The 18590-nt window shown below is 34.8% G+C and carries 12 protein-coding genes; 8 read left to right on the forward strand and 4 right to left on the reverse strand.

From position 1 onward, the window contains the following. The first annotated feature begins 84 nt into the window (after positions 1-84). Both DFQ09_RS05550 and DFQ09_RS05555 read left to right on the forward strand, forming a co-directional pair. Positions 85-1836 carry a hypothetical protein gene (locus DFQ09_RS05550; protein WP_115808661.1) on the forward strand — a complete coding sequence of 584 codons (1752 nt, stop codon included), beginning with the start codon at positions 85-87 and terminating at the stop codon, positions 1834-1836. Positions 1837-1975: 139 nt separating this feature from the next. Further along, positions 1976-3550 (forward strand): AsmA family protein, encoded by a 1575-nt coding sequence (locus DFQ09_RS05555; protein WP_115808662.1) that lies wholly within the window; start codon positions 1976-1978, stop codon positions 3548-3550. Here DFQ09_RS05555 and DFQ09_RS05560 read toward each other — a convergent pair. Continuing rightward, on the reverse strand, positions 3547-4824 hold the full coding sequence (locus DFQ09_RS05560; protein ID WP_115808663.1) for an amidohydrolase: 1278 nt from the start codon (positions 4822-4824) through the stop codon (positions 3547-3549). The genes DFQ09_RS05555 and DFQ09_RS05560 overlap by 4 nt on opposite strands. A 133-nt stretch (positions 4825-4957) precedes the next feature. Between DFQ09_RS05560 and DFQ09_RS05565 the strand changes: the two genes are divergently transcribed. Further along, on the forward strand, positions 4958-7297 hold the full coding sequence (locus DFQ09_RS05565; protein WP_115808664.1) for an ATP-dependent helicase: 2340 nt from the start codon (positions 4958-4960) through the stop codon (positions 7295-7297). On the opposite strand, the gene DFQ09_RS05570 is transcribed toward DFQ09_RS05565, so the two are convergent. Beyond that, entirely contained in the window at positions 7294-8157 is an 864-nt protein-coding gene (locus DFQ09_RS05570; protein ID WP_115808665.1) for an alpha/beta hydrolase, read from the reverse strand. The two genes, DFQ09_RS05565 and DFQ09_RS05570, sit on opposite strands and share 4 nt — an antisense overlap. 50 nt (positions 8158-8207) lie before the next feature. Here DFQ09_RS05570 and DFQ09_RS05575 point away from each other — a divergent pair, with 50 nt between their 5' ends. Both DFQ09_RS05575 and DFQ09_RS05580 read left to right on the forward strand, forming a co-directional pair. After that, entirely contained in the window at positions 8208-8828 is a 621-nt protein-coding gene (locus DFQ09_RS05575) for an L-threonylcarbamoyladenylate synthase (protein ID WP_115808666.1), read from the forward strand. Positions 8829-9124: 296 nt separating this feature from the next. After that, on the forward strand, positions 9125-12025 hold the full coding sequence (locus tag DFQ09_RS05580; RefSeq protein ID WP_115808667.1) for a T9SS type A sorting domain-containing protein: 2901 nt from the start codon (positions 9125-9127) through the stop codon (positions 12023-12025). 57 nt (positions 12026-12082) lie between these two features. On the opposite strand, the gene DFQ09_RS05585 is transcribed toward DFQ09_RS05580, so the two are convergent. Beyond that, positions 12083-13285 carry a multidrug effflux MFS transporter gene (locus DFQ09_RS05585; protein WP_115808668.1) on the reverse strand — a complete coding sequence of 401 codons (1203 nt, stop codon included), beginning with the start codon at positions 13283-13285 and terminating at the stop codon, positions 12083-12085. An 83-nt stretch (positions 13286-13368) separates the two neighbouring features. Between DFQ09_RS05585 and DFQ09_RS05590 the strand changes: the two genes are divergently transcribed. From DFQ09_RS05590 to DFQ09_RS05600, 3 genes are all read left to right on the forward strand, one after another. Continuing rightward, positions 13369-13812, forward strand: a complete 444-nt coding sequence (locus DFQ09_RS05590) for a DinB family protein (RefSeq protein ID WP_115808669.1) — start codon at positions 13369-13371, stop codon at positions 13810-13812. Between the two features lie 68 nt (positions 13813-13880). Next, the gene (locus DFQ09_RS05595; RefSeq protein ID WP_115808670.1) at positions 13881-15653 is read left to right on the forward strand and encodes an ABC transporter ATP-binding protein; all 1773 of its coding nucleotides are present in this window, start codon (positions 13881-13883) and stop codon (positions 15651-15653) included. 74 nt (positions 15654-15727) lie between these two features. Further along, complete coding sequence (locus DFQ09_RS05600; RefSeq protein WP_115808671.1) at positions 15728-16816, forward strand: amidohydrolase family protein; 1089 nt, start codon at positions 15728-15730, stop codon at positions 16814-16816. A gap of 159 nt (positions 16817-16975) precedes the next feature. Here the strand turns inward: DFQ09_RS05600 and DFQ09_RS05605 are convergent, their stop codons facing one another. After that, positions 16976-18517, reverse strand: a complete 1542-nt coding sequence (locus DFQ09_RS05605; protein WP_115808672.1) for an acyl-CoA carboxylase subunit beta — start codon at positions 18515-18517, stop codon at positions 16976-16978. Between the last annotated feature and the right edge of the window lie 73 nt (positions 18518-18590).

An 18590-nucleotide genomic window follows, 5' to 3' on the forward strand; every position in this document is an offset into this window, starting at 1 on the left:
AATTTAAAAAATTGGGTAACAAACATAAGCTTGTTTTTATATAAGGGTGATAATACGTTAAAAACACTTTTTAAATAAAACAATATGAAAACAAGACAAGCAATTTCAAAAATTTCACTAGCATTAGTTCTAGTGTTTAGCGTTCTATTTACATCCTGTGAAAAAGAGGAAGGTATAGACATTCCTTCAGGTAATGGCAATAATGAAATAGGTGCTATAGACCAAGGTATAAATATTCAAAGAGATTTTATGGGCAAAATAGTAGATGAATCGTCTATGCCTTTAAGTAATGTAAGTATTACAATTGGAAACAAAGTAGCATCAACTGATGCTAATGGTATTTTTATGATTAGCGATGCACAAGTCAAAGAAAGACAGGCCTACGTAATCGCAGAAAAAGCAGGTTTTATTACAGGCTTAAAAACGGTAGTACCTACAGAAGGTATAAGCAACGTGCAAATTATGCTTGTTGCTAAAAATTTAACAGGTTCTGTGTCTTCAGGAACAAATAGTGAAGTGTCCTTAACTAATGGTGCTAAAGTAAAATTTGATGGTGCTTTTAAAGATGAAGATGGAAACGCTTACTCTGGTAATGTTGATGTGTATATGTATCATCTAGATCCTGCACATGCTAATGTATACGATGTAATGCCAGGAAATTTACAAGCCATAAATAGTAATGATGATGAACAATTACTAGAAACGTATGGTATGCTAAATGTGGAATTAAAAGGAGAGTCTGGACAAAAATTAAATATTGCCGATGGTCATGTCGCAGAAATACACATGCCATTAGATCCTGCGCAAAGTGGAATCGCACCTTCAACAATTCCATTATGGCATTTTGATGAGGTTAATGGTTATTGGGTAGAAGATGGTGAAGCCGATTTAATTGGTGGTGTATACATTGGAGACGTTTCTCATTTTTCTTGGTGGAATTGTGATGCGCAATTTCCAACGGTATCATTCTGTTTAAATGTTGTAGATGATACAAACACACCAATTTCTAATGTAAAAGTAACATTAGGAAGAGCTGGTGAGGTTTATCCTAGACAAGGTTTCTCTAATGCAAATGGTGAAATTTGTGGATTAATTCCTGCAAACGAAACCATAACGCTAACGGCATATGATCAGTGTGGAGCAGTCGTGTTTTCAACAATTATAGGCCCATTTTCAACGGATACTAATTATGGCGACATTGTGCTTTCAGGTACTGTAACCGAAATAATATCAGGTAACTTAGTAAACTGTAGTAATGCTAATGTTACGGATGGTTATGTGAATTTAAATTACGGAAATCAAGAAGCATTGGCTGAAGTTACTAATGGAGCTTTTGCAATGAATATTATTAAATGTGCTTCCATAAATACGTTTTCATTAGAAGGAGTAGATTACGATGCATTTCAATCAACAACCGTTTTGCCTTTTAATTTAAGTACACCTAATGTTGGTAGTATCATGGCTTGTAGTGCGGTTACGGAGTTTATTTCTGTGCAAGTAGATAGTGATCCTGCAGAATATCTTTTATTGGATCTCTATGCGTATCAAGAAGGACCAGTAAACGGTATGTTTGTAGTGTCTAGTCAATCTGAAGATGGTTCAATTGGAGTAGGTGGTGATACAACCACATCAGGTACCTATACAACTCCAGACTTTTGGGTACAATCGTCTATGTTAGATATGGATTATAATGCACCAGATACGCTGCAATTTACTATATCAAATTTTGGACCAATAGGAGGTTATGTCGATATGACTATAACTGGGACCTATACGGATACGAGTGGTGTCGTAAAAAACTTAGCAATCACTATTCATGTTCTAAGAGATAGTTAATAGAAAAAGAAGAATAATACCTAAAGAGCCATTTCAAATTTTGAAATGGCTCTTTTTAAGTTAACATAAAATGGGTATCGGTTAATAGTTTTAAAAGCAAATTGGTAAATTCATCCACAATATTTCAGGATAAGATAAAATGACAAAACCAAACTATAAAAAAGCCATCATTGTAATAGCTATTATTGCAATCGTTACTATACTACTATCATTTTTAGCAAATAGTTTTATTGAACAAAAAATAGGAGAGGAGCTTCATAATGTATCCGAATCCACTAAAATCGAATACACATCTATTAATGCTAATATATGGACAGGTAATGTTGAGGTGGAATCGCCAAGAATCCTTGTCTCAGGAGAAACAACCAACAAAACCATTTTAGACGCAAAACTTAAATCTATAGTAATCAATGATGTTGGCTATTGGGATTTGCTTTTTAATGATAAAATGACTGTTGAATCTCTTATAATCTATGAGCTTGTTGCAAAATATAAGCATAATTCAGTCGTGAAGAATGAGGATTATAAAAGCAGTTTTCTAGATAAAATTAATCAAGTTATTCATGCCGAAAAAATCGCGATTAATAAGGCTGATGTTTTAATAACGAATTATGAAAGTGACTCTATAATTTTAAGTATTCCTAATCTTAATTTCGAAGTATTAGACTTTCAAATCAACCCGAAAGTTTCAAAAGCAAATAAGAAAATCACCTATACTGATTTTGAGTTAAATGCCGAAAATGTAAAATGGGCAACGAATACGTATGATGATCTCATGGTAGATGCCGTGAATGTTACTAATGATAAAGCGACATTTAAAAATTTCCAACTAAAAACGAAATATTCTAAAGCGGAGTATTCTACAGTTTTAAAAACGGAGCGCGATCATTTCAACCTGAATGTGAAAGAAATTAATATTTCGGATATGGATTTTGGCTTTAATACGAACGATGCCTTTTACTTTACTTCAAAAAAGGTAGATTTAATTGCACCTGTAGCAGAAATATACAGAGATAAATTAGTTGCAGACGATTTAACGTACAAAGCACTCTATGGAACCTCACTTAGAGATTTGACTTTTGATTTAGGCTTAGATATGATTGAAATTACCAATGGAAGTCTTTCATACCTAGAAAAAGTGAATGCAGACGAACACGCAGGGCGTTTGGATTTTACAAACCTAAATGCCACATTTGCGAAATTAGGGAACACCTTTGGAAACGATGATACAGCGATTGAGATACAAAGCACTTTTATGAATGATTCACCTTTAAAAGTAAATTGGAATTTTAAAGTTGCCGACACTACGGATCAATTTACATTTAAAGCCGATTTAGGATTTTTTAATGCCAAACAAATGGATCAGTTTACACAACCGAACCTTCATGTAGATTTAAATGGTGAATTAAAACAAACCTACTTCACCATTAGTGGTAATCCAAGAATCTCTCGTATTGATATCAAAATGAAATATGATGATTTTGAAGTTTCAATTTTGAAAAAAGACGGAAAGGAAAAAAATAAATTCTTATCTAGCATCGTCAATCTATTCGTTTCAAAAGATAGTGAAGATGATAAAAATAACTACCGTTACGGGCAATCAGAAAATGTAGAACGCCAGACCAACAAATCGGTATTTAACTTTATATGGTTAAATATTAAAGCGGGCTTACTTTCTGCAATGGCAAGAGGTGGTGAACAAAAGACGGATTAATCATTGTGGTTTAAATAATCTAATGTAAGCTGCGTAAATGCTCTAACTCCGAGTAACATACTACTGTCGTCAATTTTAAAATCTGGAGTATGATGCGGAAAGGATTCTGTAGCGCTAGGTGTCATTCCTCCTAAGAAAAAGTAAACACCAGGCACAACTTCTTGAAAATATGAAAAATCTTCACCACCAGTTGTTGCTTTTATAATTGAAACATTAGAGTCTCCTGCTGCTTTTTGTAAAGAAGGTAATACCTGTGCCGTTAAATCAGGATCATTATATGTAATAGACGTGAAATTTTGAAATGTAATAGAAGCCTCACCACCATAAGCTTTAGCAATTGTTTCTACCATTTCCGTCATTCGCTTTTCAATGTGAACACGCATTTTCGGATCTAAAGTTCTAACAGTTCCAATCATTTCTGCCGATTCCGGAATAATATTAAATCGTGTACCAGACGTAATTTTACCAACAGTAATTACCGCAGCCTCGTTAGTAAGATCCGACTCTCTACTAATAATGGTTTGCAAACCATCAATTATTTTTGCCGAAATCAATATAGGATCAACACCAGACCAAGGTTGAGAGCCATGCGTTTGTTTCCCCTTTACATCAATGACAAATCGCTCTACAGCAGCCATAATGCCACCCGTTTTGTAAGTTATAGAGCCAACAGGAGTTCCAGAGTCAATATGAAGTCCGAATATGGCATCTACTTTAGGGTTTTCTAAAGCCCCTTCTTTAATCATTAATTTTGCGCCGCCCTCTTCACCTGGAGGCGGCCCTTCTTCTGCGGGTTGAAAGATGAATTTTATAGTTCCTTTTATTTTGTCTTTATGTTTAGATAACACTTCTGCTGTAGCCATTAAAATGGAAATATGAGTATCGTGTCCGCAAGCATGCATCACTCCGGTTTCGGTATTTAAAAATGTAGTTTTTACTTCAGATTTAAAAGGTAGATTGTTTCGTTCTGTAACAGGTAACGCGTCGATGTCTGCTCGTAAAGCAATAACTTTTCCGGGGTGATCACCTTTTAAAAGCGCAACAACACCAGTTTTAGCAATACCAGTTTCAACGTCTAATCCTAAAGATTTTAAATGTTCTGCTATTTTTTCAGCCGTTTTAAACTCTCTATTTGATAATTCGGGATTCTGGTGAAAATGATGTCTCCAGGCTATCATTTTGTCTTCAATAGCACTGATATCGCTTTCCATGGAATTTTGAGCATTAGAAAACAACGCTAAAAAGATAAGTAGAAGTACAGATAAATTTTTCATATAAAAAATATTTCTACTAAGATATTGAATTTTAACAAACTACAATTTTTAATAGTTTGTTTATAATTTATAGCATTTACATGCGGAAAACTATAGGACTATCCGTAATTTTACTCCTTCAAAAAATTTTAACTTGGAAAAGTATCTTAGTCAACTTAATGAGGCTCAATTAGCGCCTACTATACAGATTGATGGACCAATGATTATCATTGCTGGTGCAGGTTCTGGAAAAACGCGTGTGCTCACATTTCGTATCGCTTACTTAATGAGCAAGGGAGTGGATGCCTTTAATATTTTGGCATTGACCTTTACAAATAAGGCGGCCAAAGAAATGAAAGGCAGAATTGCGGATATCGTCGGTGATGGTGAAGCTAAGAATCTTTGGATGGGTACATTTCACTCAGTCTTCGCTAAGATCTTACGTTTTGAGGGGCATCATTTAGGTTTCCCAAGTAATTTTACCATTTACGATACACAAGATTCTCAAAAATTAATGGGTTCTATTATAAAAGAAATGGGACTCGATAAAGATATTTATAAAACGAAGCAGGTTTACAGCCGAATTTCATCTTATAAAAACAGTCTTGTTACTGTAAAAGCCTATTATAAAAACCCAGAACTGATGGAAGCCGATGCTATGGCTAGACGTCCAAGAATGGGTGAGATATATAAAGAATATGTAGAGCGTTGTTTTAAGGCAGGAGCGATGGATTTTGATGATCTATTGTTAAGAACAAATGAACTTTTAACACGTTTTCCTGCAGTACTAGCACAATATCAAAACAGATTTAGATATATATTGGTAGATGAGTATCAAGATACCAACCATTCACAATATTTAATTGTGAGAGCGTTAGCAGATCGTTTTCAAAACATCTGTGTGGTAGGTGATGATGCTCAGAGTATCTATGCCTTCCGTGGTGCAAATATTAGTAATATTTTAAATTTCCAAAAAGATTACGACGGTGTAAATATGTACCGATTAGAACAAAATTACCGTTCTACAAAATGTATTGTTGGTGCTGCAAATTCTGTAATAGAACATAACAAAACTAAATTAGATAAGATAGTTTGGACCGCTAACGACGAGGGTGAAAAGGTAAAAGTACATCGTGCTTTAACGGATGGTGATGAAGGCCGATATGTGGCTAGTACTATTTGGGAAACCAAGATGAATGAGCAACTTCACAACAGTGATTTTGCCGTTTTATATCGTACTAATGCACAATCTAGAGCTATTGAAGATGCGTTGCGTAAACGAGATATTCCTTATCGTATTTATGGAGGTCTATCATTTTACCAACGAAAGGAGATTAAAGATTTAACGGCGTATTTGCGTTTAATTTTAAATCCTTCAGATGAAGAAGCTCTAAAACGTGTTATTAATTATCCAGCAAGAGGAATTGGCCAAACTACAGTAGATCGCTTAATTGTAGCAGCCAATGGTTATGGTAAAACTATTTTTGAAGTCTTAAAAAATTTAGATAGTATTGATATCAATATCAATGGCGGAACTAAAAATAAGTTGAGAGATTTTGTGACGCTTATTGAAAGTTACCAAGTGATGAATCAGACAGCAAATGCTTTTGATTTAGCAGAGCACGTTACTAAAACGAGTGGATTAATAAGAGAACTTAACAAGGATGCGACACCTGAAGGTGTGGTAAAAATGGACAACGTTCAAGAATTATTAAACGGTATTAAAGATTTCGTTGAAGGTCAATTAGAATTGGCAGATGCAGGCGATTCTTTAGCCGAATTCTTAGAAGATATTGCCTTAGCAACAGATTTAGATGGAGATAAAGGAGATCCAGATCATGTCGCTTTAATGACTATTCACTTAGCAAAAGGATTAGAATTCGGTCATGTATTCATCGTTGGTTTGGAAGAAGATTTATTTCCAAGCGGTATGAGTATGAATACGCGTAGTGAATTAGAAGAGGAGCGACGTTTATTTTACGTAGCCTTAACCAGAGCAGAAAAGCAAGCTTATTTAACATACACCTTATCGCGTTACCGATGGGGGAAATTAATAGACGCAGAACCAAGTCGATTTATTGAAGAAATTGACGAGGAGTTTGTAGATATAGTAACACCATTAAGAGAACAACGTAATCCGATGTTAGATCAATCTATATTTGGAGATATTGAACCTAATCGCATTCGATTCGCGAAACCAAAAACAGCAAAAATTTTGAGAAAAGAGTCTAAGAAGAAACCTGAGAAATTTCAAATTAGTACACCAAAAAAGATGAAGCCACTAGCAGATACGGAAGAGGTGTCAGGCTCATTTAATACTAAATTAGAAGTAGGTAACACTGTTAATCACGATCGATTTGGTAGAGGTGAAGTGATGACAATTGAGGGTACCGGAGCTGATGCAAAAGCTGAAATTAAATTTTTGAATGGAGATACTAAAAAACTACTCTTGCGTTTTGCAAAGCTTGAAATATTGAGAACAAAGCAAGACTAAAGGTACGTTTCAATAAATATTTTCAGTTCTAGAGTTGTGTCTAACAAGTTTAGTCCTGTCCATCCGTGTCCTTCATTAGGATATAGTGTGAATTGGTGTGTAACGTTAAGTGATTCTAGCTTGTCTCGCATGGTCGTACCTTGAGTTATTGGAATTAAAGGATCTTCTCCGCCATAAAATAAAATAGTTGGAGGAGATGTTGCCGTGGCTTTATGATACGGGCTAACTTCTTCTAAAAAATCTGTTGCCGTATCAATTCCAAAAGTATCTAATAGCTCTTGCAGCACTGCATTGGTGTTGTTTAAGTAAGCTGGATCTGTAAAGTTTGTGGGGCCAACAATACTACAAACCATTCTAACTTGGTTTTCAGTATCAAACCCATAACTCCATAATAAGGATAAATGGGCACCAGCGCTAACTCCTACCAAACCTAAGTTATTTGAAATGGTATAATGTGCTTCGTTATTTTTTAGATAATTAATAACGCTTGTAATATCATTAATCTGCATTGGATAAGGAGAATTATTTTCATCTGCTAATCGGTAATTAATGTTTACAACAGCGTAGCTTGGCATTTGATCTTTAATAAAATTCTTAAAATCAGTCATGTCTGTTTTATCTCCCGAAGTCCAACCTCCTCCATGAACCAAAATAATTGTTTTAGTGTCAGCTGTTCGGTTTGCTGGTAAATACAGATCAAAAACCTGCTCGTCATCATTGCCATAAGAAATATTGAGTTCTTCGTAAGATTCTGACGTGTTTAAAGGTTCTATTCCATCATCATCAGAACGTTCAGAAGCGCAAGACGTCACTAATGAAATTGAGCATAAAATGATGAATACAAGTTTTAAATGGTTCATATTGAAAAAAATATAGTTACTTTGTATAACGTATTTGAAAGATACATATTATGGCGGAGTTTATTAAAATATACCCAGAAAATCCGAATCCGAAAGAGATTCAAAAAGTAGTTAAAGTATTAAAAAATGGTGGATTAATCATTTATCCTACCGATACCGTCTATGGTTTAGGTTGCGACATTACTAATATAAAAGCTTTAGAGCGCATTGCTAAAATAAAAGGGGTAAAACTAGAAAAGTCTAATTTTTCATTCGTTTGTGAAGATTTAAGTAATTTAAGCGACTATGTAAAGCAGATTGATACCACAACGTTTAAAATTCTGAAACGTGCCTTGCCTGGACCTTATACTTTTATTTTACCAGGATCTAAAAACTTACCAAATCCATTTAAAAAACGAAAAACAGTCGGAATCAGAGTTCCAGATAATTCTATAGCCTTAGCAATAGTTGCAGCTTTAGGTAATCCAATCGTTTCTACATCTATAAGAGACGATGATGATGTTTTAGAGTACACTACAGATCCGGAATTAATTCTTGAAAAATGGGATAATTTAGTCGATTTGGTTATTGATGGTGGTTACGGAGATAACGAGGCATCTACTATTATCGATTTATCCGATGATGAGCCAATAGTGGTTAGAGAAGGTAAGGGGAGCTTGGAGATTTTTTAAGCCGTATGGCCGCTGTTTTATGGATTCTTTATAGAATGAGTACACGTGGAGACGGTCCAATTATTTTTGTTTTTTATGCTAATATTCTTTTTATTTCGTCAATAACTACATTTTAAACCCATTAAACAGACGGAGCTTAAGTCTTTCATTGTTTTGATAATGAGTTGTTTGTGTGCGTTGTGATTTCTGTATATGTTATTTTTCTTACATTTAAAAACATTTTGTCGGATTTATTTTGTGCTTAATGGTGGTTGTCGTATTATTGCCGTTTTATATTAATTAATTAACTTATAATTTTGAATACGAAAGCAAAAATATACACAGCCCTTTCTTTATTAGTATCAACTTACAGTTTCTCTCAAGCAGGGCCAGGAGGAGTCACAACGGATAACGAAATCTGGCTAAAGGCCGAAAATAGCTCCTATATAGATGCAGGTACAACTTTAGGTGCTAATGATTCTGCGATACAACAATGGAATGATGCTTCTGGCAACACTAACAACGCCTTACAGACTGATTCAGGTCTTAGACCTAAATTAAAAACGAACGCTATAAATGGTTATTCAGCTTTAAATTTTGATGGTACTGATGATGGAATTTTTGCAACTGGTGTTGGGCATAGCGATGAAGTAAGTTTATTCGTTGTGCTGCAGTCACCTTCTTTAGATGATAAGACTAGAGGAATTATTCAAGCAGGTCCATCTGGAACTGCATTTTCAACAGATGCGAACGACAAAACTATTGGAATGTGGGCTACTAATGGCTATTTGTGGGGAAGAGGTGTACAATCTGATGGGGCAAAAAAAAGCTTCATTAACGGAAATGGAATAAAATTAAATATTGATACTCCTTATGTTCTTACACAAGATTTCAAAGGTACGTCTATAACTCAATATATTAATGCAGAAGCTTCTCAAACAATATCATATGATGGAACTCTAAATAGTTTTAGTGATTTCGGTATTGGTAGACAATCTACTACAAGTTTTAAAGGAGACATAGCAGAAGTTATTTTATACAAAAGATCACTTAATTTAGCTGAAACAACAATCGTTGAAAATTACTTATCTGCAAAATATGGTACAGCTTTAGATGCTTCTAAAGATTTTTATATACAAGATAATACTGGTAATGGCAACTTTGACCATAGTGTAGCAGGTATTGGTCAAGCATCAGATGGTTCTAATCATTCAGCTTCTAGAGGTACAGGAATTGTTAGTATGAGTGGCGCTTCAAATTTAAATGATAGCGAGTATTTATTTTGGGGAGAAGAAACTAAAGACCCAGTATATGATTTTGAAACAAACACAGCAAACAATTCACAAGAGTTAACGTCAAAGTGGCGTGTTAGTAAAGTTGGTGATTTAGGTACAGTAACAGTAGAATTTGACACTACAACTATTAGTGCAGCTACAGAAGGCTGTCAAGGTTTACAGTTAGTTGTAGGTAACGATAATACTTTTACTACATCAACAGCTTATAATTTAACAGTTTCAGGAGATACAGCAACCGCAACAGGTGTTTCTTTTGCTGACGGAGATTATTTTACATTAAGTTTCATTTCTGATATTGTTTGGGATGGTACGGATTACTTTAAAGGTTCAGTCGTTTCAGGTGCTCCAGCTACAGATACTTGTTATCGATTGATAATAAAATCAGGAACGAATGCAGTTCTTACTGCGGATGCAGAGGTTAAATCAGTATTGGTAGAAGCAGGAGCAAGCTTAACTATTGATTCTGGAGTTACTTTAACGGTTACCGAGGCTGTAAATTTAACATCTGAATCTAATAGTTATTCAAGTTTAATTACAGATGGCACAATTTCTGGAACTGTTAACTACGACAGGTTTGTAAATTCAATAGGTAGCGGAGCTACAGGCACAGGAGGAAACGATTTAATTTCGCTTCCATTAATGCCAACAGGTTTAACATTTGATACCTTTATTGCATATGGAGATAATGCTACTGAAATAGCAAGTAATGTTACACAATACGCTTTTGCACCATATGACAATGTTACAGATTCAGCATATGAAAACTTCCTTATAGGAGGAACTGAAGATGTCTTACTTAAAGGAAAGGGTTATAGAGTCGCTACAAATAGTGGAGACCTTATAACGTTCTCAGGGGCTCCTGATAATGGCACTGTGAATTTCACAATAGTTAATTCGGCTTTAGGCAATCAATGGAACCTTATTGGTAACCCATATCCAAGTTATATAGATGCGGATTTATTTTTAAATACTGCCAATTCTGCCTTATTAGATGCTTCGGCAGTAGCTATTTATGCCTACAATAGCGGAACCTATACAGGAGATGCGCCAACAACTAGTAATTTTACTATTATTAATAAAGCAACAATCACAGAGTTTACTGGAGAAAACTTTAATATAGCACCAGGTCAAGGCTTTTTTGTAGCCTCAAACGCTATTGGAGGAGCTATTGAGTTTACACCTGCTATGCGTACATTAAGTGGAGATGATGACTATATTGCGGGTAGAACGTCTAATGAAAATGAATTTTTTAAGTTAAACTTAACTGGTTCTCAAACCTACTCTACAAGTATTTTCTTTAATACAAACGCTAGCTTAGGTTTAGATCCTGGATATGATGCTGCAGTATATGGTGACGATTCAGAAAACTATCCTATATATTCGCATTTAGTTGAAGAAAACACGGGGAGAGCAATGGCCTTACAGGCTATCGATAATACAGATTTAACGTCTGTTTCTATTCCATTAGGAGTTAACGCTAACCAAGGAGAAGCGATTACATTTAGTGTAAACACGTCTAACTTATCGAGTACAACACTAGTCTATTTAGAAGATACTGTAGCTAATACATCTACATTGTTAAACTCTGGGGATTATACCTTAACTCCTAGCACTAACTTAAGTGGTACAGGTCGTTTTTACTTACATATTTCGAATAGCACATTATCTACAGTAGATAATACTTTAAACCAATTAAATATTTATACTAATGAGGCCGATAAAACAATTGTTGTTGCAGGTCAGTTAGCAGGTGCAACTAAGGCTACGATTTACGATTTACAAGGACGTGTAATTCTTTCGGAAAATTTAATGACATCTAGTACATCTCAAGCCATTGATGTGAGTGGATTAAGTACAGGTGTTTATATTGTAGAATTGAACAATATAACACAGAATAAAACACAAAAAGTAATATTGAAATAAGCAGGGTATACCCCATGTATTAAATGTAACTAAAGAGTGAAAGCGATAATTTAAATATTAAGCTTTCACTCTTATTGGTTTCTTTACACTATAGAATAAAACCAAACCAATAATTCCGGTTACAAAAAAACCGATAAAAAGCGGTAAGACAGACGTTTTTACAAAACTACCAATATAATTAGCAATTGGTACAGCCATTATGGTAGATATAAAACCATTAAGCGCAGATCCTACACCAGCAATGTGTCCCATAGGTTGCATAGCTAAAGCTCTATAATTTCCAAATAAGAACGCTACACTCGCAAATTGAAGCATTAAAAATATAATGAGAATTTCTATTGGTGGATTTACACCAGACCAGAATATGATGACATAAGTTAAAGAGTTAATCACAAATACCAGTAAGGCAATATTCACCAAATTCCACATACCAAAACGCATAACAATGGCACTATTTAAAAATGTTGCCAGACCAATGGTCACCGCTAAACTGGCAAAAATATAAGGGAACATGTCTCCCAAATCATACTGCACCTGAAAAATTTGTTGCGATGTGCTTAAATAGACCATAAAAGACCCTGTGGCCAATCCTGAAAGTAAGGTGTAGATAACCGCAGATTTTATTCTAAAGAACGTAATGGCACCAGATTTAAATATGGCTAATCGAAATGTTTTCTGATATTCTTTGTGAAGTGTTTCGGGCTGGCGTCTCCAAAACCATAGAATAACCAAAGATCCAAATACGAGGTTCACAATGAATATAGACTGCCATCCAAAATGTCCCAATAAAAACTGACCTAATAATGGAGCAATAACTGGAACTAAAATAAAAGTCATGGTCACCACAGATAGAATTTTCGCCATGTGATCGCCTTCATAAGAATCTCTTACAATAGCAATACTCATGGTTCTGGGTGATGATAACCCTACACCTTGTAGAACTCTTCCCAAAAGCATAACTTCAAAATTCCTTGTGGTAATACAAATAATAGAAGCAATTATAAACACACCAAAACCAAAATAAACCATTGGTTTTCGTCCAAAACTATCTGACAATGGACCAAAAACAAGTTGTCCGAATCCAAGTCCCAAAAATATGGCTGTAATAAGCTTTTGGTTTTCAGTTTCATTCACACTGCTTAAATACTCTCCAATTTCAGGTAATGCAGGTAAAAGTGCATCAATAGATAAAGCAACAATAGACATCAATGCTGCCATTAATACCACAAATTCTAATTGCGACCTTTTTTTGTTTTCCATGGCGCAAAAGTAAGATATATATTAGCTACTTTTGGATAGATATTATTCTAAAATCAGATATCCATATTCAATAATTACATAGTATGCTCACTAATACATTAATAGCGTTATTCAAAAGAGATCTTAATAAATTAATAGAAGAAATTGAACTGTATAAGACCGATTCTCATATTTGGAAAATAGAAGGTTCAGTTACTAATTCTGCCGGAAGTTTATGTCTTCATCTTATCGGAAATATAAATCATTTTATTGGATCCGTTTTGGGTAATACAGGATATGTAAGACAACGCGATTTAGAATTTTCATTAAAAGATGTTCCCAAATCCGAACTAATTAAACAAATTGAAGATACTTTAGTTGCCGTAGAGCGCACTTTAAAAATTGTAACGCCTGAAGATTTACAAAAGGAATATCAACTGCAAGTTTTTAAAGAACCGATGACTACCGAATATTTTTTAGTGCATTTAAGCACACATTTAGCCTACCACTTAGGTCAGATTAATTTTCACAGACGTCTATTAGATTAAATTTCGGTTTGTGGATTGTTACTTTAGGAGATTTGTAAACGTATCTTTGTGCAAATTTTAAAATAAGGATGCAACACTATAAAGATTCACCTAAACGATCTAAAACAGATAAGCCAAAAGTAACAATGAAATCGGCTTTTAAGACCATTATTTGGCCAAGACGAAAATTAGTGCTCTTAGGTTTAGTTCTCATTATAATTCGTAGTTTGGCAGGTTTTGTTTTGCCATTAGAAAGCAAACTGCTATTAGATGAGGTGGTTCCAAATAAAGATTACAATCAGCTCTATATCTTAATATCAATTGTTATTACTGCTATTCTAGTGCAAGCCATAACATCTTTCTTATTAACTAAAGTGTTAAGTGTTCAAGCTCAATATTTAATTAGTGAACTCAGAGCTCAAGTACAAAGAAAAGTGTTATCTCTACCTATTAGTTTTTTTGATAATACAAAATCAGGAGCATTAGTATCTCGAATAATGACGGATGTTGAAGGTGTGAGGAATCTTATAGGTACAGGTTTAGTACAGTTAGTAGGAGGTTCGTTTACAGCTATTTTAACTTTGGTTATTTTATTAAGGATGAATGTTTGGATGACACTTTTTACTTTTATTCCATTATCTATTTTCGGAATTATTGCCTTAAAAGCCTTCAAGTATATTCGTCCGATTTTTAGAGCTAGAGGGAAAATTAATGCAGAAGTTACAGGTCGTTTAAACGAAACATTAGCTGGTGTTAGAGTGATAAAAGCATTTAATGCTGAAGAACAAGAGAATATAGTTTTCGAAAAAGGAGTAGAGAACATTTTTCAAAATGTTAAAAAAAGTTTGACCGCAACGGCTATAATGACAAGTTCTTCAACTTTTTTAATTGGTTTAGCAACGACAGGAATTATGGGAATCGGTGGCCATTACATGATTCAAGGAGAAATTACACCTGGTGACTTTTTACAATTCACGTTTTTATTGGCATTTATGGTCGCTCCAATTGTGCAAATGAGCAACATTGGTAGCCAATTAACCGAAGCTTTAGCAGGTTTAGATCGTACTGAAGAATTAATGAATTTAGCTACGGAAGATGAACAAGAAGAAAGAACCATCGCATTAGAAACATTGAAAGGTGACATAAAATTCGATAATGTGACGTTTGCTTACGAAGAAGGAAAACCGGTGTTACACAATATTAATTTCGAAGCACCATCCGGATCTGTTATTGCATTGGTAGGAAGTTCAGGATCTGGAAAATCTACTATCGCTGGGTTATCAGCTACATTTTTAAATCCTGATTCAGGAATCATTACCATTGATGGTCAAGATTTATCTAAAGTGAAATTAAGTAGTTTTAGACAGAATTTAGGAGTTGTGTTACAAGATGAATTTTTGTTTGAAGGCACTATAAGAGAAAACATTATGTTTCCAAGACCTAATGCAACGGAAGCACAGTTACAGAATGCCGTTAAAGCTGCTTATGTCAATGAATTTACGGATCGTTTTGACGATGGTTTAGAAACGTTGATTGGCGAGCGTGGTGTAAAACTGTCTGGTGGGCAACGTCAAAGAATCGCCATTGCAAGAGCTATTTTAGCAGATCCTAAAATCATAATTTTAGATGAAGCAACGTCTAACTTAGATACAGAAAGTGAAGGTTTAATTCAAAAAAGTTTATCAGAATTAACCAATAACAGAACGACGATTGTGATTGCACACCGTTTAAGTACCATTAAAAAAGCAGATCAGATTTTAGTTATAGAAAACGGACGAATTGCAGAACGCGGCACACACGACGAGTTATTAAAAGCGGAAGGGCGTTATTATGATTTATACACATTTCAGGCGAAAATATAATGTTAAACACCATTAAAGGGCTTCAATCAACTATCCTTTTTTATAAATTTAAGCACATTTAATTATTCAACCTTATGAAATTTAAAATTCTATCATTCTTTTTGTTGGCCTTGTTACTTTCTAATTCTAGTAATGCCCAAGATTTAACCTTTGAAGATTACAATCCAGAATCATCACTCGTAGTTCCTGGAAAAATTATAAATCGTGCAAAATTTCCATTTATAGATGTGCATGGTCACCAATATAAAATGGCGACTCAAGATTTAAAACCTGTAATTACCGCAATGGACTCACTGAATTTACAAGTGATGGTTAATTTAAGTGGAAGAACGGGAGACGATTTAGTAAAGGCCTTAGAAAATGCAAAACGTAATTATCCAGGTCGCTTTGTGTTATTTTGTAATATCGATTTTGAAGGTGCAGGAGCAAAAGGTTGGATAGAAAAAACGGTAAAACAATTAGAAGCCGATGTAAAAGCAGGAGCTGTTGGACTTAAAGTTTATAAAAGTTTAGGCTTACGTAATAACGATTCTGACGGTAAACGATTGGCTGTCGATGATTCTCGATTAGATGCCATTTGGGAAAAATGTGGAGAATTGGGTATTCCTGTTTTAATACATTCAGCCGATCCTAAATTGTTTTGGGCCGATTTTGATGGAAATAATGAGCGTTGGTTAGAGTTAAAAATAAATCCAAGACGTAAAAGAAGTGCGACTGATCCTGTGCCTTGGGAACAGATTATACAAGAACAACATAATATGTTTAAGAAACATAAGAACACCACCTTTATTAATGCGCATATGGGTTGGTTTGCTAATGATTTAGGACATTTAGGGGAATTGTTAGACGAAATGCCAAACATGAATGTTGGTATTGGAGCTATAATCGCTGAGCTAGGTCGCCAACCAAGGTTTGCTAAAGCATTTTTTGAAAAATACCAAAACCGAATTTTATTTGGAAAAGATAGTTGGAAGCCTGAAGAATTCCCAACCTATTTTAGAGTGTTAGAATCTGATGATGAATATTTTCCTTATCATAAGAAATACCATGCGTTTTGGCCAATGTATGGTTTAGATTTATCGGATGACGTTCTAAAAAAAGTGTATTATAAAAATGCCTTGAGAATTGTTCCAGGAATTGACAAAAGTAAGTTCCCAGAATAGATGAAATTTTAGAGTTGAATTAGTATGGTTTCGTGTTTAAATAAAAAAGACCTTTCAGATTTTTACAATTTGAAAGGTCTTTAGTTTTATTAGAAACTATAACTTGAATTTCAGTTTCAGTTTCAATTTCAATTTCGAATTCAACTTCAACATCTAGTTCTACAAAGGAATATTCCCATGCTTACGGTTAGGTCTTACAACGTCTTTATTTTCTAGCATACTGAACGCTTTTATTAATTTGCGTCGTGTATTTTCAGGTAGAATAACATCATCTACAAAACCACGTTCAGCGGCACTATAAGGGTTTGCAAACAACTTGGCATATTCTGCTTCTTTCTCTTTCCATTTCGCTTCTTTATCGTCTGCTTTAGAAATTTCACGCTTAAAAATAATCTCCGCGGCACCTTTGGCTCCCATAACGGCGATTTCCGCATTGGGCCAAGCAAAATTCATGTCGGCTCCAATATGTTTAGAATTCATTACATCGTACGCTCCACCATAGGCTTTTCTCGTAATAACTGTAATTCTTGGCACTGTGGCTTCACTAAACGCATAGAGTAATTTTGCACCGTTAACAATGATCCCATTCCATTCTTGATCCGTTCCTGGTAAAAACCCTGGAACATCTTCTAGTACTAATAACGGAATATTAAAACAATCACAAAAACGTACAAAACGCGCTGCTTTTTTAGAGCTATTCACATCTAAAACTCCAGCTAAAAACATCGGTTGATTAGCTACGATACCTATACTTTTTCCGCCTAAACGGGCAAAACCAACAATAATATTTTCGGCATAATCTTTATGAACTTCGTAAAAAGAATCTTCATCTATAATACCTTTTATAACCTGATGCATATCGTAAGGTTTATTCGGGTTATCGGGCACTATTGTATTTAAAGAATCTCTAACTTCATCCTTAAGTTCAAAAGGAATATCGTCAGCTTTTTCTTTATTGCTTTGTGGTAAATAGCTCAAGAGTTTTTTGATATCCTCTAAGCATTCCACATCATTTGTCGATGTAATGTGAGCCACTCCAGATTTTGACGAATGTACACTTGCACCGCCTAATTCTTCACTTGTAACTTCTTCGTTAGTCACTGTTTTTACAACATTAGGACCTGTTACAAACATATAACTAGTGTCCTCAACCATCATTGTGAAATCGGTCATTGCAGGCGAATACACAGCTCCACCAGCACAAGGACCCATAATTGCAGAAATTTGAGGAATGACGCCAGATGCCTGAACATTTCTGTAAAAGATATCAGCATAACCCCCTAAAGAACGCACACCTTCTTGAATACGTGCTCCTCCAGAATCATTTAATCCAATAATTGGGGCTCCAACGTTAACAGCCATATCCATAATTTTACAGATTTTTTCGGCATGTGTTTCAGAAAGCGACCCACCAAAAACAGTAAAATCTTGCGCAAAGATGTAAATCAATTTTCCGTTAACTGTGCCGTAACCTGTAACAACACCATCTCCGTAGAATTGCTGATCAGCCATCCCAAAGTCTTTCGTTCTATGCGTGACTAAAGCTCCAATTTCTTCAAACGAACCTTCGTCTAGTAAGTAAAGTACACGCTCTCTTGCTGTTAATTTTTTCTTTTGATGCTGTTTGTCTATTCGTGCTTGTCCACCGCCAAGTTTGGCAAGGGCTAGTTTTTCGTTTAGGGTTTTTATGTTGTTATTCATGCTTTATGGTTTCTCGCAAAGGCGCAATGGCTCAAAGCTGTGTGTATTATATGTTTAGTTGTTTAGTTGTTGT

Source organism: Winogradskyella pacifica, from assembly GCF_003386275.1.
In the GTDB taxonomy this organism is placed as follows: Bacteria; Bacteroidota; Bacteroidia; order Flavobacteriales; family Flavobacteriaceae; genus Winogradskyella; species Winogradskyella pacifica.